A 20,984-nucleotide genomic window follows, 5' to 3' on the forward strand; every position below is an offset into this window, starting at 1 on the left:
CTCTTTTGTGGTTAAATTCTTAGGAAGAACAAGAAAGCGAACTACAGCCAACTACGCCTTCATATTTTTCTGGTCTTTTTACAGAAAATTCTGGGTAGATTTCTTCGTAAGGTTTTTGCAAAGCATTCCAAAGTTTGTCAAAAAGTTCTGTTTTACCTTCTTCCATTTCTGCAATGCAATCATATAATAAATAGTTTCTCAAGACAAATTTAGGATTGACTTTTTGCATGATTTTTCGGCTTTCTTCTTTGGAAATTTGATTGTAAGAAAGTCTTTGTTTGTAATTTTCAACAAATTCAATCAGCAAAGTTTCTTGTTCTTTATTCAAGTTTTGATAGAAAGATTTTTTGAAATGTTCAACGATATCTGTACCTTCTTCAAGGCTTTCTAACAGATTGAAAAACAAAGTATAGTCTGTAGAAATTTCTTCCATCAATTTTTGCCAAGAAGTAAAGAAATCAGCATCATATCTTTCTAATTTTTCGAACCCGAATTTCTTCGCCATCATTTCATCATGCTTTTTCCAAAACATTTCACTGTAATCAATTAAGATTTTTTCCAGCGCAGCTTCATCTTTAATTAAAGGGAAAAGTGCATTCGCTAATTGAATTAAATTCCAATGAGCAATGTGCGCTTGTTTACCAAAAGCGTATCTTCTTCCTGGTAAATCAGTTGTATTGGAAGTAAAATTCAGATTATATTCATCTAAAAATGAAAATGGGCCGTAATCTATCGTATTTCCAATAATGCTCATGTTATCGGTATTCATTACGCCATGAGTAAATCCTACTCTAATCCATTCTACAATCATATCGGCGGTTTTTTCGCCCACTTTTTTGAAAAATTCCAGATATTTCTCTGTCGAATTTTTATCAATTTCAGGGAAATAATTTTCGATGGTAAAATCTGCGAGTTTTTGTAAAGTATCGAGTTCATTTCTTGCTGCTAACAACTCAAAATGCCCAAAACGAAGAAACGTTTCCGAAGTTCTAATAATCACCGCTCCTTGCTCGAAATCTACATTTCCGTTATACATGATATCTCGTGCCACTTTTTCTCCAGAAAGCGAAAGAGAAAGCGCTCTTGTAGTAGGAATTCCCAAGTGAAACATGGCTTCACTCATGAGATATTCTCTGATAGATGAACGCAAAACAGCTCTTCCATCTGCATGACGAGAGTATGGAGTCGCTCCAGCTCCTTTCCACTGAATTTCTGTAAAATTCCCGTTAGAATTTTCTATTTCTCCGGCATAAATGGCTCTTCCATCACCTAATTGACCAGCCCATTGTCCGAACTGATGACCTGCATAAGCGGTAGAAAAAGTTTTCACATTTTCTGGAAGTTTGGTAGCATTCAAAAAATCTGTATCCTCTTGGTTTTCAATTTTTCCAAAGCCTATTTCTTCGGATAAATTTTCGTTAAAGTGCAATAACTGTGCTTTTTTGAATCCATAAATGTCGGTAAGTGCAAAAAAGAAATTGGGCGTTTGTCTTTGTACAGGATTTCCTGAAAAATCTCCTGGAAAAAGGTCAAAATATCTCTGTGTGATTTTATCTAAATTCATTTTGCAAAGCTAAATGATTTTCAAGAAAAAACCGCTTCAAATAAGATTGAAACGGTTTATGAGTTTTATTGATTGAAATCTACTTCGTCTTTGTTCAGATTTTCGTTGAGATTTTCTTCTTTTGGTTTGTTGTTTTTAGGCTGATTGTCTTTCGGTTTAGGATTTTTGATTTGGTCAATGGTTTGTAAACCTCCATCGTCACCATAACCTCCCAATCCTTGTAAATCTGCACAATCACCCGTCCAATTAGAAGGTTTGGCAAATTTATCATCTGGTGTAATCCCGAGTTCTTTATCTGCCCAAATTTTCTTCATGAAAATTCCCCAAATTGGCAATGCCATTCTCGCACCTTGACCTTCACCTGTACTAAAGAAGTGTGTTGCTCTATCTTCCCAGCCTACCCAAACTCCAGTTGCTAGATTAGGCGTAATTCCCATGAACCAACCATCTGAGTTATTCTGAGTAGTACCTGTTTTACCAGCAATTTCTACAGTTTCTGGAATTCCCATTCTTCTTAGTTCACCAGAAGCTGTACCGAATCTTGTAACGCCTTTCATTAAATCTATCATGGTATAAGCGTACATTTCGTTCATGACTTCTTTGGTTTCGTTTTTCACTTCTTTAATTACTCTACCATTAGCATCTTCTATACGCCAAACCATTTCTGGTTTTATGTAATTTCCAAAATTTGCAAAAGAACTGTAAGCTCCCAACATTTCGTAAATGGTAATATCAGAAGAACCTAGAGCGATTGCATATTCATTTGGCATTTCTTCTGTTACTCCTAAATCTCTAGCCAATTGGATTACTTTTTTAGGACTTACAGATTCTATTAATCTTACCGCAACAGGGTTTTTAGAATGTGCTAAAGCATCTCTCAAAGTAAGATTACCACCTTTACCTTCTACTACCCAATCTCCTTTAGTATAAGTAGCATTAGAAACGGTAGAGCAAGGAGTCATTCCTAAATTCATAATCGCAGTAGCATAAACAAAAGGTTTAAATGTAGAACCTACTTGTCTTTTTCCTTGTTTTACGTGGTCATATTGAAAATGTTTCCAATCGATTCCTCCTACCCAAGCTTTGATATCACCAGTTGCAGGTTCCATAGACATTAATCCAGCTTGTGCAATTTGCTTGTGGTATCTGATAGAATCATACGGAGACATTTCGGTTTCTTTTTCTCCTTCCCAAGTAAAGATGGTGGTTTTGGTAGGTGTTTTGAAATCCATCATAATAGAATCTTCTGAAACTCCTTCTGCAGCCAATTGTTTATATCTGCCAGTTCTTTTCATAGCAGCTAGCATAATATCATCTATTTGCTTTTTCTTCAAGAAATAGAAAGGTCTATTAGGATTTCTGCGTTGTTCTGAATCAAAACTTTTCTGAAGATTGGTCATGTGTTCCTTAATGGCTTCTTCTGCATATTTCTGCATTTTAGAATCTAAGGTTACAAAGATTTTAAGACCATCTCTGTAAATATTTACATCTTTACCGGTCTCTTTTTCGTATTCTTCTAAATAGCTATTAATTTCTTTTCTCAAATAATGCTTATAATAAGCAGAATATCCTTCGTCTACAGATTCTACAGGATGGAAATCTACTACGATAGGTTCAGCCACCACTTTATCATAAGTAGCTTGGTCTATATAGTTGGTTTTAAGCATTTGCTCTAGAACCACATTTCTTCTTGCTTTTGCCTTTTCAGGATATTTTATCGGGTTATTTCTTACTGGATTTTCGAGCATTGCTACAAAAGTGGCTGCTTCTGAAAGCGTAAGTTCTTTGGTAGGTTTATTGAAATATATTCTAGAAGCGAGTTCTATTCCGTTTGCATTGTGCAAGAAATCAAACTTATTAAAATAGAGCGTGATGATTTCTTCTTTGGTATATCTTTTCTCCAAACTTACTGCAACAGACCATTCTTTTAGTTTTTGGAAAGCTCTTTGAAATTTATTTTGAGATGCTCCTTTAGTAAACAATAATTTTGCCAACTGCTGAGAAATAGTAGATCCACCACCTCTTTTCCCACCATAAGCTACCGCTCTTGCAAAAGCTTGTAAATCAATTCCTGAGTGCTCACGGAAACGTTCATCTTCTTTTGCCATTAATGCATACACCAAATGTGGTGGCAAATCTTTATAGGTAACCGGAATGGTTTTTTCTTTCTCAAATTTTCCTAAGGTAACTCCATCAGAAGAAATAATTTCTGAAGCTACGTAAATATCTGGATTTTCTAATTCATTTACATCTGGCATATCTCCCAAAAATCCTTGAGATACAGCAAAAAACAAAAATGCTGTTCCTAGAATTATTCCTCCTAAGCCAAGCCAAATGAATTTCACCCATTTTTTATAACCGAAGTTTTTTTGCTTTTTGGGTGGCAACGGAAAATTAAGTGTGCTGCCTTGTTTTACAGTTTTTTCCATATAATGATTATGGTTGTGTTGAATTTTCTAATTTTACGCCCAAATCTTCAATTCCTACTAGACTATTGGTTCTCATTCCTTGTTTTACACCAATAATGTATTTTCCTTTTTTTGGAAATTTATATTGGTTTTTATATTGAAATAATATTTCTTTAGTCTCTCCAAAACCTTTTCCTAACCATTCTCCATTAGGTTTTGCCATGATGTAGTTAAGCGTATCTATTTTAAAATTTTTCTCATTTTCAGCTTTGAGGTAAGTAATTAAAAACAGGTTACTATAAGGATAATCGTTATTATTTCTTACAACAAATATAATGTTTTTAGGAGTGCTGGTATCTTCTATATTCATAGTGAACAGCAGTTCCTTTTTCTTATCCCAAGTTCCGTTTACTTCATTCATAGAAACCACTTCATTATTATAGGAACATGAAATAAGCATTATAGAAACGAAAAATATCTTAAAATATTTAATCATTATTATTTCTTTTTGGAGGAAATCTTTTTTTGTTTTTATTAAACTTTTTAGGAGCGTTGGTTTTTTCAGGTTTAGTATTATCCTTTTGAGCTTCTGGCTCTTTGGTTACCTGCTCTGCTCTATTATTTCCTGTATTTTTATTTCTATGCTTGTTCGGTTTCTTTTTCTCAAACCTATCCAGATTATTCTCCTGAATTAAATCTACCGTTTCCACTTTATCTGCTCCTGTGAAGGATTTCAATTCTTCTAATGGAATTGATTTCTGACCTTTGCTATTGATTTTCATCATTTTTTTAACCTCAGCAACGTCTAAATCATACCAAGCCATAGAATTATCTACATAGGCAAACCACATTTTCTTTTTGAAAACGTCTATTTTAATGCAAAATGCTCTTCCTTTTTCGGTTTCTAGAATAGTATTAGAAGAAGGAAAATCTGATAATGCATCTACATAACTGTCTAATTCGAAGTTAAGACAGCATTTTAATTTACCACATTGTCCTGCTAATTTTAGCGGATTGATACTTAACTGCTGATATCTTGCCGCATTGGTATTTACTGAACGGAAGTCTGTAAGCCAAGTAGAACAGCATAATTCTCTACCACAAGAGCCTATTCCGCCTACTTTGGCAGATTCTTGTCTGTAGCCTATTTGCTTCATATCAATCTTTGTTTTGAAAGATGAAGCGTATTCTTTAATCAATTGACGGAAATCTACTCTACCTTCTGCGGTATAATAAAAAGTAGCTTTCGAGCCATCTCCTTGATATTCTACATCGGTGATTTTCATTTCCAAACCTAGGTTTTTAGCAATTTTTCTTGCCTGAATCTTTGTTTGATCTTCTTTTTTTCTGGCATCTTGCCAAATCTCTACATCTTTTTGTGTAGCGACTCTATAAATTTTGAGGGCAGCATCTTCAGAAAAATGTTTCTTTTTCATCTGAATTTTAACAAGTTCTCCTGTTAAACTTACTACACCTATATCGTGACCCGGATTAGATTCTACTGTAACTACGCTACCAATATGAAGTGGCAACTGGTTTACATTATTGTAATAGCATTTTCTATCATTCTTAAATCTCACTTCTACAAAATTGCACTTATTCTGTTTAGGTGCCTGTATTGTAGATAACCAATCAAAGACGCTTAATTTATAACTATTCCCACAGGTATTGACATTTTCGCAACCTGTAGCGCTCTTAGTAGCACAAGAATGTTTAGAATCTCCGGATGAATTACATCCACAACTCATAATAATATTTTAATTCTTGCAAATTTAGTATAATTTTTAAACAATATGACATAAAACAATAAGTCTATCATCAGGAAGTCTAAATTATCATATTTTTACATAAAAATCAATTTTTAACATAACATTAATAAATATTATACAATATTATTAAATTATTCATATTTTATTTTTTGAGCTTTACATGCAATACATAATTATTGTTTAAAAGTATTTTAATTAAACAATCGTTTAATAATTCTTTTTGAATAGTTTTCCAAATATTTGATAATCAAATATTTATTTTTTTCAATTCAAATAAAAAATGATAAAAAATAAATTAAATTTAATTTTTGTTTAATTTTTTTAATATAATTTTAACATTTATATATAAATAAATTCTATATTTGGCGCAATAATTATTAATTAACATGAAAAGAATTTTAATAACTACAGCTCTTTTAGCTGGCGTATTTTCTTACGCAGGAGGTTTTAGAGTATCATTACAAGGTGTAAAACAGCTTGCAATGGCTCACACTAGCGCGCATACTGAAGATGCGAGTGTAGCTTTTTTTAACCCTGCAGGTATCTCTTTTATTCCTAACAAATTGAGTGTTGCAGTGGGTGGTTTTGGTGCTATTTCTGAAGTAGAATACCAAAGTCTAGAAACTTTACAATCTTACAAGACAGAAAACCCTGTGGGAACACCACTATATGCAGCAATCGCATATAAAGTTACAAATAATGTTTCTGTAGGTTTAAGCGTTACTACACCATTCGGAAGTACAGTAAAATGGGCAGATGATTGGACCGGTAGAGAAATTGTACAAAAAATGGAACTAAAAAGCTTCTATTTCCAACCTATGGTTTCTTATAAATTTAATGATTGGGCTTCTATCGGTGTAAGCTATATCTATGCAAAAGGAATGGTAGATTGGGACAAAGCGGTTACCAACCTAGGAGGAACACTTAATATAAATGACGAAAAAGCAACAGGTTCTGGTTTTGGACTAGGTTTCTATCTTAAACCAAGCAGTAATTTAGATTTAAGTATTGCTTATCGTTCTGCTGTTATCATGAAAGCAGAAAATGGTATGGCTACATTTACAGGGGTTCCAGAAGCTGTACTTACTTCTCCACAATTAAATGTAGGAGCAGATGGTCAAGATGCATTTACAGCAGAATTACCACTTGTAGATGAGTATACAATTGGTCTTACTTATAAAATCACACCAAAATGGTTAGTTTCAGCTGATTTCAACTACCACGGTTGGGAAAGATACAGTAAATTAACGCTAGACTTCGAAAATGCTCTTGTAGGGAACCAAGCAGATAAAACGGTTTTAGTATCTCCTAAAAACTTCAAAAATGCTAAAACATTTAGAATTGGTACACAATATATGCTAACTGATAAATTAGCAGGTAGATTAGGATATTATTTCGATGAATCTCCTTATGAAGACAAATATTTCATCCCAGAAACTCCATCTTTTGACGCTAGCGTAGTAACAGCTGGTCTTGGATATAAATTTGGAAAGTTAGGAGTAGATTTAGCAGCTGCTTTATCATTCCCAGAAGCAAGAAAAGTAAACAACGATTTCTTAAGCTTCAGAGGACAGGCTAAAGCTAAAGCAATGTATCTAGGTTTAGGTTTCACTTACAATGCATTTTAATTTTAAAAATTATGAAAAAAATAATATTATCAGCTTTCGCAATTTCGGCTTTAACATTAGTAAGCTGTAATACAGATTTCGAAAGAGACGTAAATAACATGACTGTTTCTACAGGTAAAGCGGATTTCTCAAAATTTGTATCTGTAGGAAATTCATTAACATCTGGCTTCAGAGATGGTGCCCTATATCTTGACGGACAAAATGAATCATTCCCTTCAATGATTGCAAAACAAATGGGATTAGCAGGAGGTACACAAACTTTCACACAACCCTTAATGCCAAATAATGTAGGTGGATTTAAAGACTTATTTGCTGCCTCAGGAAATACCGAATTTTACGGAAAACTTACGCTAAGTCCAACTCTTTCACCTACTCCTTCAGCTCCAGGTGCTAACCTTGACGTTATTGGTGGAACTGGAAAATACTTTAACAATATGGGAGTACCTGGTGCTAAATCTTTCCATTTAGTAACACCTGGATATGGTAGTGCGGCTAACTTATCTGCTGGAAAAGCAAACCCTTATTTCGTAAGATTTGCAACATCTGCAACTACAACAGTTTTAGCTGATGCTGCTGCTCAAAAACCAAGTTTCTACACTTTATGGATTGGAAACAATGATGTTCTTTCTTATGCTACTTCTGGAGGTTCTGGTGTAGATAGAAAAGGAAACTTAGACCCATCTACTTACGGTTCTAATGATATTTCTGACCCTAATGTGGTTGCAAACGTTATTAAAACTGTCATTACAACTCTTAAAACTGCAAACGCAAATTCTAAAGGAGCAATTGCAAACATTCCTTACGTAACATCAATTCCATACTTTACAACAGTTCCTGCTAAACCTATTACCGGATTAACTGCTGCTCAAATCACACAATTAAACGGTGCATATGCAGCATATAACGCTGGCTTAGGTCAGGCAAAAGCTGCAAACTTAATTACTGAAGCAGAATTCAATCAAAGAAGAATCAACTTTAATAATGGGCTTAATGGTGCTGTTATTGTTGACAAAGACTTAACAAACCTTTCTGGATTAGGACTGCCTTCACTTAGACAAACTACAGCTAATGACTTAATACTATTGCCTGCATTAACTTTATTAAGAGATACAACTGTTAAAGGAGGAACTGCAACTCCACTTGTAGACAAATATGTATTAACTGAAAAAGAAGCTGCTAAAGTAATCGCTGCAACAGACGCTTACAACGCTTCAATTTCAAGTTTAGCTACAGCAAATGGTCTTGCTCTAGTAGATGCTAATGCAAAAATGAAAGAATTAGGCACAACTTCAGGGATCCAATATAACGGTGTAAAATATACTGCATCATTTATAACTGGAGGAACTTTTTCTCTTGATGGCGTTCACCCTAATGGAAGAGGATATGCAATTATTGCTAATACTTTTATTAAAGCGATTAATAATACTTATTTTTCAACTTTACCATTTGTAGATATCAATGCTTATTCTGGAGTAACTTTCCCATAATAATAAAAAATAATTTTTATAAAAACCACCTGATATTTTTCAGGTGGTTTTATTTTTTTTAAATTTGCCAAACCAAAAAAAGTAAAAATGGCTGATCAAGCAACCTATTTATTTTGCACCAGAACAAGTCGAGATTTAGCAGAAAAAATTGCAAATCACTATGGGCAAGAATTAGGGAAAATTAATTTCCAACAGTTTAGTGACGGGGAATTCGAACCCGTATTAGATCAATCTGTAAGAGGAGGAAGAGTTTTTCTTATCGGCTCTACCTTTCCACCAGCAGATAATCTTCTAGAACTTCTTTTAATGATTGATGCAGCAAAAAGAGCATCAGCAAAGAGTATTACCGTAGTGATTCCATATTTTGGATTAGCTAGACAAGACAGAAAAGATAAGCCTAGAGCACCAATCGGAGCAAAATTAGTAGCTAATCTTTTAACTGCAGCCGGCGCAACCAGAATCATGACTATTGATTTACACGCTGACCAAATTCAAGGCTTCTTCGAAATTCCTGTAGACCATCTTTATGCTTCTACCATCTTTGTAGACCACATTAAGTCTTTAAACTTAGACAATCTTACCATTGCTTCACCAGACATGGGTGGCGCAAAAAGAGCGAAAAATTACGCAGGATACCTAAGTGCAGAAGTAGTAATTGCCTATAAAGAAAGAAAAAAAGCAAATGTAGTAGAAGAAATGTTCTTGATAGGTGATGTAAAAGACAGAAATGTTATCCTCATTGATGATATGATAGACACAGCAGGAACACTTTGCAAAGCAGCAGAAATTTTGATGAAAAACGGAGCAAAATCAGTAAGAGCTATGGCAACTCACGCTGTTCTTTCTGGCAAAGCTTATGAAAATATAGAAAACTCTCAGATTAGCGAAGTTATTGTAACTGATACGATTCCAGTAAAATCAGAGCTTTCTTCTAAAATCAAGGTTTTATCTTGTGCAGCACTTTTTGCAGACGTAATGAAAATGGTACACGAGCACAAATCAATTAGTGATAAGTTTATTATATAATTTTTTTCACTATATTTGCAGCCTGAAAAATTTAACACACTTAAATATTTTTTAAATGAAATCTATTACAATTCAAGGTACAAAAAGAGAAAGCGTGGGCAAAAAGTCTACCAAAGCTCTACGTGATGCTGAATTAGTTCCTTGTGTTGTTTATGGAGGTGAGCAACCAATCAATTTCTCTTCTACTGAGAAATCTTTCAAAGACTTGGTTTACACTCCAGATGCACACACGGTAGTAATTGAGCTAGATGGTCAAAAAATTGATGCTGTTTTACAAGACATCCAATTTCACCCAATTACAGACAAAATTCTTCACGCAGACTTCTATCAATTAAGCGCTGATAAACCAGTAGTTATGGAAGTTCCTGTAAGAATTACCGGTCGTGCAAAAGGTGTTTTAGCGGGTGGTGTTTTAAGACAATCTTTCAGAAAATTAAGATTGAAAGCTATTCCTGCTAACTTACCAGACGAAATCGTAGTAGATGTAACTCCACTTAAAATTGGTAACAAATTATATGTAGGAGACATCAAAAACGATCAATACACTTTCTTACATCCAGATAACGCAGTAGTAGCTGCTGTGAAGATGTCTAGAAATGCTATGAAAAATGCTGGTGCAATGGTAGAAGATGATGAAGATGAAGAAGAAGTAGCAACTGATGCGGCTCCAGAAGCAGAAGCTCCTGCAGCAGAATAATTAGAGAATCTTTTTTCTACATATAAAACCATTCCGAATATCGGGATGGTTTTTTTATTTTATAAACTTTTGTTTTTTTTATTTTTAAATTTAACTTTCCTTAAAAAGAACAATCAAACCATTGAAAACTAAATTATGAAGTGTAAAGACGACGAAATCATCAGCTTGATGTTACAGCCCAATTCTTCGGAAAAAGGACTTCGTGCGATGATGGACACCTACCAAAGTCGGCTTTATTGGCATATCAGAAGGTTAATTGTGCAACATGATCTTGCGCAAGATGTTTTGCAAGACACTTTTATTAAGGCATATAACAATTTTGGGCAATTCAAGCAAGACAGTAAATTGTACACTTGGCTCTACAGAATCGCTACCAATGAAGCGCTTCAGCAATTGGCAAAATTGAAAAAAATGCAAAAAACAGATGAAGATGCAGAATACTACATGCAAAACTTAGTCGCCCAAAATGCAGAACATGACGCAGAAGAAATTCAAGTTTTATTGCAGAAAGCCATTCAAACATTGCCAGAAAAACAAAAATTAGTTTTCAATATTAGATATTATGACGAATTGCCTTTCGAAGAAATAAGTAACATTCTAGAAATGAGCGTAAGTACTTGCAAAACCAATTACCACTACGCCAAAGAAAAAATAGAAAACTACATCAGAGAAAACTACGAATCATAAGAAAATTTAAAATTTTTAGAAAATGAAAGATTTTAATATAGAACAATTAGCTAAAAAAACACCCTACAAAATTCCCGAAAACACTTTCGAGGAAATGCAGGAAAATGTGTTTAATAAAACCGTAAGAAAAAAAGAACATCAACCGAAGATTTTTAAAATCAATTTTTCTATGGTGACTTCTATTGCTGCTGCTTTAGCATTAATTTTTGGCTTTACTTTCTTATGGAAAACCAACCAGACAGAATTTTCTAAACCAAGTCAAGATTCAGTGCAATCCATAACCAAAGTAGAAACTACACAGCCAAAACCAGAACAAAATAACACCCAAAATTCATCACAAAATATTGCCAAAGGAAACAATAGTGAAGTTGCTTATATCCAAAACCCAGAAATTACAGAACAAATTTTGAATTCTAAAAACACTGATGAAAATTATGAGCAACTTCTTAATTCTTTGACTCAAGAAGAATTGGCAGAATTATCAAAAAATACCAGTCACGACATCTATTTAGACCTTTATAACTAAATCTATTATGAAAAATTTTATTTATATCCTTCTATTTTTTGGAACCTTTATGTGTTTTAAAGCTCAAGAAAAGCCAAATTTTAGAGAAATGACACCAGAACAGCGCAGAGAATACATCAGACAAATGTCTCCTGAGCAAAGAAAACAATTGATGGAAGATGCCGCTACCATGATGGCCATCAAAAACTTACAGGTTCCTGTCGAAAAGCAAGAAGCTTTTAAAATCCTTCTCAAAGAATATCTAGAAAGTCAAAAAACCATCAAAAATAAATTCAGAGCAGATTTCTCTCAAGAAAACCTTTCTAATGCAGAAGCTAAGAAAATGTTGAACCAAAGTTTTGACTTAGGTCAACAACTGCTCAACAACCGAAAAGTGTATGCTGATAAGTTTCTCAAAATTTTGACACCTCAACAAGTGCTGAAACTTTTTAATCAAGAAGGAAGAATGCGCGAAAAATTTATGGAACGCAGACAAAAAATGGGACCACCAAAAGGTCGCGAACCGATGCCAAATCCTTAAAATCTTTAAAATATACTCCGAAAATCAATTCGGAGTTTTTTATTTTTAGGATTTTACCTTAAAATCAATATCTTTGCAAATCATTGAAAAAGAAGAATGAAGAACATTAGAAATTTTTGCATAATCGCACATATCGACCACGGGAAATCTACCCTTGCTGACAGACTTTTAGAATATACCAATACGGTTTCTCAAAGAGAGTTGCAAGCGCAAACTCTTGACGATATGGATTTGGAAAAAGAACGTGGAATTACCATAAAATCTCACGCCATTCAAATGGATTATGAATATAAAGGCGAAAAATATATTCTCAACCTGATCGATACACCGGGACACGTAGATTTTTCTTACGAAGTATCTCGTTCCATCGCTGCTTGTGAAGGTGCACTTCTCATTGTAGACGCTGCACAAAGTATTCAAGCACAAACGATTAGCAACTTATATTTAGCGCTAGAAAATGATTTGGAAATTATTCCAATTCTGAATAAAATAGACTTACCTTCTGCTAATCCGGAAGAAGTTACCGATGAAATCGTAAATCTTTTGGGTTGTAAACCAGAAGATGTTTTGCGTGTTTCTGGGAAAACTGGAGCTGGCGTTCATGAATTGCTTGAACAAATTGTAGAAAGAATTCCTGCACCAAAAGGTGACGAAAATGCGCCGCTTCAAGCATTGATTTTTGACTCTGTTTATAATCCTTTCCGTGGAATTGAAGCTTACTTTAAAGTAGTAAACGGTAAAATTTCTAAAGGTGAGAAAGTAAAATTCATGGCGACGGATAAAGTCTATGAAGCAGATGAAGTAGGAACGCTGAAACTAAAACAAGCGCCAAAATCTGAAATCAAATGTGGAGATGTAGGCTATATTATTTCTGGAATTAAAGACGCAAGAGAAGTAAAAGTAGGTGATACCATTACTTCTATGGCAAATCCTGCAACCGAAGCAATTGATGGTTTCGAAGATGTAAAACCAATGGTTTTCGCGGGAATTTATCCTATAGAATCAGAAGATTTTGAAGAATTAAGATTTTCTCTAGAAAAATTAAGGTTGAATGACGCTTCTTTGGTTTTCGAGCCAGAAAGTTCTGCGGCTCTTGGTTTCGGTTTCCGTTGTGGTTTCTTAGGAATGCTCCATATGGAAATTGTACAGGAACGTCTTGACAGAGAATTTAACATGAACGTAATTACTACAGTTCCTAACGTTTCTTACTACGGATATTCTAAAAAAGAACCGAATGTTCCGATTTTGATTAATAACCCGTCAGAAATGATGGATCCTATTGCTCTAGATCGTGTAGAAGAACCTTATATCAAAGCTACCATTATTACAAAATCAGATTTCGTAGGTGCTGTAATGACGCTTTGTATCGAAAAACGTGGCGAAATTGTAAACCAATCTTATTTGACTTCAGACCGTGTAGAATTAGTGTTTAATATGCCTTTGTCAGAAGTTGTTTTTGATTTTTATGACAGATTAAAATCAATTTCTAAAGGTTATGCTTCATTTGATTACCACCCAATTGGTTTTAGAGCTTCAAAATTGGTGAAAATGGACATTTTAATCAATGGAGATATGGTAGATGCACTTTCTTCGTTAATTCACGACAGCAACGCGTATTACATTGGTAAAAAAATGTGCGAAAAACTAAGAGAATTGATTCCTCGTCAACAGTTTGATATTGCAATTCAGGCAGCTCTTGGTTCAAAAGTTATTGCCCGTGAAAACGTAAAAGCTTTAAGAAAAGATGTTACCGCAAAATGTTATGGTGGTGATATTTCCAGAAAGCGTAAACTCCTAGAAAAGCAAAAAGAAGGAAAGAAAAAGATGAAGCAAATTGGTAGAGTCGAAGTTCCACAATCTGCATTTATGGCAGTTTTGAAATTGAATGATTAAACGTAGGGACAAGTCGCGACTTATCCTTACTTTAAATACAAATCCACAGAAATTTCTGTGGATTTTTTTATTTCTAAAAATCCATAATATATCTATTTCTTTGATCTTCAATAATTTTATCATCAATAGAAATATCAAATTCTTTTGAAGAAGCGTCATGAAATTTCACTTTAGCTTTATGCACTTTTCCTTTTTTGAAGTAAGGATAAGCATAAACTAAAATTTCATTGGGTTTGAGTTCGAAATAGTTGTAGAAATTAATTCCTGTTCCGCAAATCATATAATTACTATTTCGAAGATAATAGAAATTTTTTCTCTCATTATCATAAGCATAAAAGGCTACACCTTTAGATTCAGTTGGGATTTTTAAAGTTTTGTTAGAAATATTCTTAATAAAAACAGGAAATGCTTTGAACGTTTTAAATTGATGAGTTATATAATCTTGCTTATAAATAGGAATTGTATCTTTTTGTTTTACAATAATTTGTAGGTTTTTATTTGTTAAAGAATCATAAGGCTCATTTTCTTTAGAAAAATGAATTTTCAATAAATTTCGTTTAAAATATGGTTTTTGACTTAAATTGATTGAGTCAATTTCTTTCTTTATTCTTTCATTGAAAGTTTTATCTATCTCATTGATTTTCACAGGTGGAGGTGGGGGAGGCAAAATACTCTCATAATATTTCACATCAATATTTGGAATAATTTTTCCAACATATATTAAATTATCGCCTCCTAAATTACCATCTTCATTAAACTCCTGAATTTTCATTTTAGTGTTTTTTGGATAAGCCAAAGTAATATCATCAGCAAAAGTTTTCTCTTGGCAACTGATAATGAATAGTGAAACGAAAATAAGGTAGAATGTTTTCATTGTTTAGTTTTATCAAAGATATAAAATTAATACCTTCGTTTAAAATTTCCTTTCAATGAAAAAAATCACAATACTTTTCCTCTTTCAAACGATATTTTCTTTTGCTCAAGATTTCAAAACACCTTACGAAAAAGGCAACGGAAATCAAACCACCACCTATGAAGAAATGGTGAAGTTTTATGAAGATTTAGACAAAAACTTTGAAAGTATTTCGGTGGTAGAAAAAGGAAAAGATGACAACGGAGAACTTATTAGAGTCGTAATTTTTGATAACTCAAAAAAACAAAATATTCCCGTAATTTTCATTAATAATGGCATTCATCCTGGTGAAAGTGACGGAATTGATGCTACCATGATGCTGATACGAGATTTGGCTTTAGGAAAAATAAAAGTTCCACAAAATACCAAAGTTGCAGCAATTGAAGCATACAATATTTCGGGAATGCAAAGACGCGGGAAATTTTCAAGAGCCAATCAAAACGGACCAGAAGAACACGGTTTCCGTGGAAATGCTAGAAATTTTGATTTGAACAGAGATTTCATCAAAAATGATACAGAAAATGCCAAAGCTTTTCAAGAGATTTTTCATTGGCTAAAACCGATTTATTTTATTGATAATCACGTAAGTAATGGCGCAGATTATCAGTATACTTTTACCTATATTTCTACCAATAAAGAAAGATTAGGAAATTCTCTCGGAACGTATTTTCACAAAGAAATGCAACCGAAACTGATTCAAAATATGGAGAAATCTAAAATTTTGAACGTTCCTTACATCAATATTCACGGAGATTCTCCAGATGAAGGATTTCCAGCGTTTATGGATTCTCCTCGTTATGCAACAGGTTACACTACCCTTTTCAATATTCCGGGAACCGTGGCAGAAACGCACATGCTAAAACCTTACAAAGACCGCGTAAATGCAACGTATGAATACATGAAGCACTCCATCAATTTTGTGGATGAAAACTACTTGGATATTTCTAAAAAAATGATGGAAGAATTAACCAATTATTTACCAAATAAAAAATACGCAATTCGTTGGAAATTAGACAGCACCAAATACAGTTTTATTGATTTCAAAGGTTATGAAGCTGGAAAAAAACCAAGTGAAATTTCAGGAAAACCAAGACTTTTCTACGACAGAAATAAACCTTTCACAAGAAAAGTAAAATTCTTTGACACTTACAAAGCTGACAAAGAAATTGTAATCCCAAGTTACTATGTGATTCCAAAATCTGAAGGGAAAATCATAGAAAATTTAAAACGCAATCAAATCAAATTCAAAGAATTACAATCAGATTCTTTGATAACAGTTGAATCTTATAAAATTGTAGATTTTAAAACCGTAAAAAATCCTTACGAAGGTCATTACTTGCATTTCGATACTCAAGTTTCATCAGAATTAAAGACTAAAAAATTCAGAAAAGGAGATTATTTGGTTTCTACAAAACAATCTGGCGTGAAATTCCTTTTAGAAACGCTAGAACCAGAAGCAGTTGACTCTTACTTTAACTGGAATTTTTTCGATGGAATTTTGGGACAAAAAGAGTATTTTTCTGACTATGTTTTCGAAGATACTGCTGCCGAATTATTAAAAACCAACAAAGCTTTAAAAACCGCTTTTGAACTGAAAAAAGCTTCAGATGCTAATTTTGCAGAAGATGGAGCTGCTCAATTAGATTGGGTGTATAAAAATTCAGAATATTACGAAGGTTCTGTAAATCAATATCCTATTTATAGAATTCGGTAATTTAAAAATAGATTTTTAAACCATTAAGCAAGAAAGCTATTAAGAAAAAACTCGAAGAATTAAAACTTATTTTTCTTAATTCCTTAATAAACTCTTAATGTTAGAAAAAGGTTTTCAATGTTTTAAAAATCATGAACATCCGCAATCTTTATCGCAATGCGTTCTTTTACTATCGAATTTTTTTGGAGAAAAAGTTTTTTTAATGATGTTATAAATAGAATAAGATGCCGCTAATAAAGCCGCAAAAATGATAACGTATTGAAGGACTAAACTTTCCATGACAAAAATCTTATTACAAAATTACATAATTATTTTGAACTATTCTAAATAAAGATTAATTTTGTATCATGGATTTCAGAACTAACCCTTATTTCAATCTTGTTGTTCCAACCATGGAGAGCAAAAATTACGAACAATATTGTGGCAAAAAGAAATGTTGCAAGAAATTTAAGAAAGGGAAAAGATGTAAAAAATGCCCAGGAAGAGATAAAATTTCTTAAAACTAAATCAGATTTCTTTCTTATCTTTGAATAAATTCATTTATTATGAACAGAGATTATATATTTGATTTGCTGAATCAGCAAATTGCAAAAGAACAATATGCCGCGCAATTGTATCTATCCATGAGCGCTTGGTTTTTAGAACAAGATTTAGACGGAATTGCCAATTATTTCAGAGTTCAATCTAAAGAAGAACTGATGCATTCAGAAAAATTCTTTGATTATTTGAACGATATCGGTGGAAAAATTGTGCTACAAGAAGTAAAACAACCTCCTCATGATTTCAAAGATGCTTTAGAAATTTTTGAAAAAGCTTTAGAGCACGAAAAATTAGTAACCAAAAGTATTTTTGACATTGTAAAAGCTGCTAATGATGCAGGAGATTACTCTACTGCTGCTTTCTTACAATGGTTTGTGAATGAACAGGTAGAAGAAGAAGCCAATGCTTCTCAATTGATTTCGAAAATTAAAATGGTGAAAGACAATCCTTCTGCTTTGTATCTTTTTGATCAAGAATTGGCGAAACGCGTTTTCGTAGCTGAATAAAATGAAAAACTGCTTTTAAAAGCAGTTTTTTTATTTGAAAAATTGGTAAACCAACATGGAAGCTAGATAAGCTAAACCAGACATGAAAACCAATTGAATCGCCGTCCATTTCCAAGATTTTGTTTCTCTGTAGACTACAGCAATCGTAGAAATACATTGCATCGCAAAAGCGTAGAATATAAGAATGGAAAGTCCTGTTGCAAAACTGAAGACTTTTTCGCCATTCGGTTTTACATCACTTCTCATTTTTTCAATAACAGATTTTTCTGGAGCATCATCATCAAGACTGTAAAGTGTTGACATTGTGCCAACAAACACTTCTCTCGCTGCAAAACTGGTAAGAATTCCTACTCCCATTTTCCAATCGTAACCCAAGGGTGAAATCACAGGTTCCATTTGTTTCCCGATTTTAGCCAAATAAGAATTTTCTAATTTCACATCTGAATGATGTTCTAAAATATGGAAATCATCTTTCGGTCCGAAATAACTTAAAAACCAAAGAATTACACTTACCGCCAAAATGATTTTTCCAGCTCCAGTAATAAATTCCCAAACTTTACCTAAAACCAATTTGAAATCATATCTCCAAAGTGGCATTTTATACGTTGGCAAATCCATTACCAAGAAGGTTTTTCCTTTATTTTTAATGAAATATTTTAAAATAAATGCGGCTAAAAGCGAAGTCGCAAATCCTAAGAAATACATTCCCAGAAGCGCAATCGCTTTATATTTTACGCCAAAGAAAGTTCCATCGGTAAATATAAGCGCAATAATAATACTGTAAACCGGAAGTCTTGCAGAACACGTCATAAAAGGCGTAATCAGAATCGTAATGAGTCGCTCTTTTACATTTTCTATGTTTCTGGTACTCATAATTGCAGGAATGGCACAAGCTGTTCCCGAAACGAGCGGAACAATACTTTTTCCGTTTAAACCAAACGGTCGTAAGAATCTGTCCATCAAGAAAATAACTCTTGCCATGTAACCAGAATCTTCTAATAAATACAAGAAATATAAAAGAATCCCGATTTGTGGAGCAAAAATCACAATTCCGCCAATTCCTGGAATAATTCCGTCAGAAATTAATGAATTCAATGGACCTTCTGGAAGCCAAGTTCTGGAAGTTTCTGATAGCCAAGCAAAAGCAGCATCAATCCAATTCATAGGATATTCTGCGATGAAAAATACACTTTGGAAAATGGTGAGTAAAATAATCCCAAAAACCAAATATCCTAAAACAGGATGTACTAAAACTTTATCTAATTTTTCGGTGAGAAGTTCCTTGAACTGAGGTTTTTTAGAAATGGTTTGAGAGATAATTCCGTCAATTTGTTGGTATCTTCTGATGGTTTCCTGCACTTGTAAACGCTTAGGAACCATACATTTTCTGTCTTCTTGATTCAGTTGTGTTTTTACACTTTCTAATTTGCCGAGATAAGTATCTGCAGCAATAAGCGTCCACACTTTATAGAAATTGTTCTCCTCGATTTGTCTTGAAATCTTGAAAACCAATCCTAAATTCTCTGAAGGAATATCAAAATAAGGCTTATCCGAAACCGAAAATTCATCTTTAAAAATAGATTCTCTTATTTCTTCAATTCCGATATTCTTTTTGGCATTGGTTTCTAGAATATTTTGACCTAGAAGTTCGCTCAGTTTTTTAGAATCAATGTGTAAACCTCTTTTTTCCGCTAAATCTACTTGGTTAATGACCATCAAAACAGGAATTCCCAAATCTTTAATTTGCTGATAAAGCAGTAAGCTTCTTTTGAGATTCAGCGCATCTGCAATGTAAATTACACCGCTGTATTTTTCTTGTTCTTCAATCAAATATTTAGTGAAAATAGCCTCGTCTTCAGAAGTGGGATAAATGCTGTAAGAACCTGGCAAATCTACAATTTCTACTTCTTCGTCTTTGTATAGGTAAGTTCCTTCGTGTGAAGCAACGGTAACTCCAGCGTAATTGCCGGTTTTTTGGTTTTTGTTACAAAGCAAATTGAAGAGGGTAGATTTTCCTACATTGGGATTTCCTACCAAAAGAATATGTTTTTGTTTTTTTGCTGAGTTCGGCATATAATTTTCCAAATTTCAGTAGAAATTATGGTTTAATTTTCTGGTTCTACGAAAATAAATCTCGCTTCTTCTTCACGAAGAGCAACTCTCGTTTTTTCTTCTCCGTATTCTATGTACAGAGGACCGCTAAAAGGCGCTTGATGTAAGATGACGAAAGATGTTTCTGGCAATAATCCCATTTCGATAATCTTATTGGGCATCTGCAAGTTTTCGTTATCATAACCTTTGATTTTCCCCTTTTTATTTCGAGGAAAACAGCACAATTTATTTGAAATATTTGTCTGCAAGATTTCTATAATTAATTGAGGAGCAAATATACTTTATTTATTTTAATTCTAAATAAGACTTCCATAGTTTTTTTCAAAAGAATTGCTGATTAAAAACATCTTCTCACGAAAAACGATTCTCCAATTGATGAAATGAAAAAGTATTTTAAAAATTAAACCCTCTTTTCGCAAAAATTCTTCCTAAATTTGTTGAAAACTCATTCATTATGAATATGCTGTACACCAAATCATACGAAACTCCACTTGGTAAAATGGTGGCTTTTGCCAATCAAAATGCCTTGCTTCTCCTCGATTTTGAAGATTCTAAATATTTTGAAAAGCACATGGAAGAAATTTCGCAAGGTTATGGCGTCATCAAAACATCGAATAACAGAGTTTTAAAACTTCTGGAAAAGGAATTGAGCCAATATTTCAAAGGTAAATTGACAAAATTTACCGTTCCAGTAGAATTTACGGGTACAGATTTTCAGAAAAAAGTTTGGGAAGAGTTGCAGAACATCAGCTTTGGAGAGTACAGAAGCTATCAATCTCAAGCCGATGCCATGAAACGTCCAAAATCGGTAAGAGCAGTTGCCAATGCCAATTCTAGAAATAAATTATGCTTGGTGGTTCCTTGCCACCGAGTAATTGGCAAAAATCTTTCATTAACGGGTTATGCTGGTGGTGTCAATAGAAAAGCCGCGCTTTTAAAACTTGAAGGAGTAGAATTGACGTTCTAAATAAAAACTCCTCCAAAAATTTGGAGG

The 20,984-nt window shown here is 33.4% G+C and carries 18 protein-coding genes; 11 read left to right on the forward strand and 7 right to left on the reverse strand.

Annotated elements, in window-relative coordinates:
* Nucleotides 1–19: 19 nt before the first annotated feature.
* From EB819_RS11050 to EB819_RS11065, 4 genes are all read right to left on the reverse strand, one after another.
* Entirely contained in the window at nt 20–1,564 is a 1,545-nt protein-coding gene (locus EB819_RS11050) for a protein adenylyltransferase SelO (RefSeq protein ID WP_069799941.1), read from the reverse strand.
* A 65-nt stretch (nt 1,565–1,629) separates the two neighbouring features.
* A complete protein-coding gene (locus EB819_RS11055) occupies nt 1,630–3,993 on the reverse strand; it encodes a penicillin-binding protein 1A (protein WP_069799939.1) in 2,364 nt (787 codons plus the stop codon).
* A 7-nt stretch (nt 3,994–4,000) separates the two neighbouring features.
* Nucleotides 4,001–4,468 carry a gliding motility lipoprotein GldH gene (locus tag EB819_RS11060; RefSeq protein ID WP_069799937.1) on the reverse strand — a complete coding sequence of 156 codons (468 nt, stop codon included), beginning with the start codon at nt 4,466–4,468 and terminating at the stop codon, nt 4,001–4,003.
* Complete coding sequence (locus EB819_RS11065) at nt 4,461–5,720, reverse strand: PSP1 domain-containing protein (protein ID WP_069799934.1); 1,260 nt, start codon at nt 5,718–5,720, stop codon at nt 4,461–4,463. Before EB819_RS11065 ends, EB819_RS11060 begins: the two co-directional genes overlap by 8 nt.
* A gap of 407 nt (nt 5,721–6,127) precedes the next feature.
* On the opposite strand from EB819_RS11065, the gene EB819_RS11070 reads away from it, so the two are divergent.
* From EB819_RS11070 to lepA, 8 genes are all read left to right on the forward strand, one after another.
* The gene (locus EB819_RS11070) at nt 6,128–7,369 is read left to right on the forward strand and encodes an OmpP1/FadL family transporter (protein WP_069799932.1); all 1,242 of its coding nucleotides are present in this window, start codon (nt 6,128–6,130) and stop codon (nt 7,367–7,369) included.
* A gap of 11 nt (nt 7,370–7,380) precedes the next feature.
* On the forward strand, nt 7,381–8,856 hold the full coding sequence (locus tag EB819_RS11075) for an SGNH/GDSL hydrolase family protein (protein WP_069799930.1): 1,476 nt from the start codon (nt 7,381–7,383) through the stop codon (nt 8,854–8,856).
* Between the two features lie 87 nt (nt 8,857–8,943).
* Nucleotides 8,944–9,882, forward strand: a complete 939-nt coding sequence (locus EB819_RS11080; protein ID WP_069799928.1) for a ribose-phosphate pyrophosphokinase — start codon at nt 8,944–8,946, stop codon at nt 9,880–9,882.
* Nucleotides 9,883–9,937: 55 nt separating this feature from the next.
* Nucleotides 9,938–10,579, forward strand: coding sequence for a 50S ribosomal protein L25/general stress protein Ctc (locus EB819_RS11085; RefSeq protein WP_069799926.1), 642 nt, complete (start codon nt 9,938–9,940; stop codon nt 10,577–10,579).
* A 135-nt stretch (nt 10,580–10,714) separates the two neighbouring features.
* Complete coding sequence (locus tag EB819_RS11090) at nt 10,715–11,266, forward strand: RNA polymerase sigma factor (RefSeq protein WP_069799924.1); 552 nt, start codon at nt 10,715–10,717, stop codon at nt 11,264–11,266.
* A gap of 22 nt (nt 11,267–11,288) precedes the next feature.
* On the forward strand, nt 11,289–11,792 hold the full coding sequence (locus EB819_RS11095) for a hypothetical protein (protein WP_069799922.1): 504 nt from the start codon (nt 11,289–11,291) through the stop codon (nt 11,790–11,792).
* A 7-nt stretch (nt 11,793–11,799) separates the two neighbouring features.
* Nucleotides 11,800–12,312: a hypothetical protein gene (locus EB819_RS11100; protein WP_069799920.1), complete on the forward strand. Its 513-nt coding sequence runs from the start codon at nt 11,800–11,802 to the stop codon at nt 12,310–12,312.
* A 96-nt stretch (nt 12,313–12,408) separates the two neighbouring features.
* Nucleotides 12,409–14,205: a translation elongation factor 4 gene (gene lepA, locus EB819_RS11105; RefSeq protein WP_069799918.1), complete on the forward strand. Its 1,797-nt coding sequence runs from the start codon at nt 12,409–12,411 to the stop codon at nt 14,203–14,205.
* A gap of 73 nt (nt 14,206–14,278) precedes the next feature.
* Here the strand turns inward: lepA and EB819_RS11110 are convergent, their stop codons facing one another.
* Nucleotides 14,279–15,079 carry a hypothetical protein gene (locus tag EB819_RS11110; protein ID WP_069799916.1) on the reverse strand — a complete coding sequence of 267 codons (801 nt, stop codon included), beginning with the start codon at nt 15,077–15,079 and terminating at the stop codon, nt 14,279–14,281.
* A gap of 55 nt (nt 15,080–15,134) precedes the next feature.
* Here EB819_RS11110 and EB819_RS11115 point away from each other — a divergent pair, with 55 nt between their 5' ends.
* Together EB819_RS11115 and EB819_RS11120 are read left to right on the forward strand one after the other, a co-directional pair.
* Nucleotides 15,135–16,832: a M14 family zinc carboxypeptidase gene (locus tag EB819_RS11115; protein WP_069799914.1), complete on the forward strand. Its 1,698-nt coding sequence runs from the start codon at nt 15,135–15,137 to the stop codon at nt 16,830–16,832.
* Nucleotides 16,833–17,377: 545 nt separating this feature from the next.
* The gene (locus tag EB819_RS11120) at nt 17,378–17,878 is read left to right on the forward strand and encodes a ferritin (protein ID WP_069799912.1); all 501 of its coding nucleotides are present in this window, start codon (nt 17,378–17,380) and stop codon (nt 17,876–17,878) included.
* 30 nt (nt 17,879–17,908) lie between these two features.
* On the opposite strand, the gene feoB is transcribed toward EB819_RS11120, so the two are convergent.
* Nucleotides 17,909–19,951 (reverse strand): ferrous iron transport protein B, encoded by a 2,043-nt coding sequence (gene feoB / locus EB819_RS11125; protein ID WP_069799910.1) that lies wholly within the window; start codon nt 19,949–19,951, stop codon nt 17,909–17,911.
* A gap of 32 nt (nt 19,952–19,983) precedes the next feature.
* Nucleotides 19,984–20,238: a FeoA family protein gene (locus EB819_RS11130; protein WP_069799908.1), complete on the reverse strand. Its 255-nt coding sequence runs from the start codon at nt 20,236–20,238 to the stop codon at nt 19,984–19,986.
* 206 nt (nt 20,239–20,444) lie between these two features.
* On the opposite strand from EB819_RS11130, the gene EB819_RS11135 reads away from it, so the two are divergent.
* Nucleotides 20,445–20,957: a methylated-DNA--[protein]-cysteine S-methyltransferase gene (locus tag EB819_RS11135; RefSeq protein ID WP_245993147.1), complete on the forward strand. Its 513-nt coding sequence runs from the start codon at nt 20,445–20,447 to the stop codon at nt 20,955–20,957.
* The last annotated feature ends 27 nt before the right edge of the window (nt 20,958–20,984 follow it).

The sequence above is a fragment of the Cloacibacterium normanense genome, assembly GCF_003860565.1.
GTDB lineage: Bacteria > Bacteroidota > Bacteroidia > Flavobacteriales > Weeksellaceae > Cloacibacterium > Cloacibacterium normanense.